General features: G+C 40.9%; 1 pseudogene. It reads left to right on the forward strand.

Going from position 1 to position 259, the window contains the following annotated elements:
- Positions 1–259 (forward strand): annotated as a pseudogene (resD, locus tag AC0IXA_RS27725) (DNA-binding response regulator ResD); the annotation flags it as partial.

Here is a 259-nt window from a genome sequence, read left to right on the forward strand (position 1 = left end):
TCTTTCTATTGACCATGATGCCCATAGGGTGACGGCTGATGGCAAAGAAGTCAGCCTCACGCCGAAGGAATATGAGCTTTTATATTTCCTTGCAAAAACACCGGATAAGGTTTATGACAGAGAAAAACTGTTAAAAGAAGTATGGCAATATGAGTTCTTTGGAGACTTACGAACAGTCGATACCCATGTCAAACGACTTCGTGAAAAACTGAATAAAGTGTCACCAGAAGCAGCGAAAAAAATCGTAACTGTATGGGGT

This window comes from Pseudomonas sp. AC083 (genome assembly GCF_979253165.1).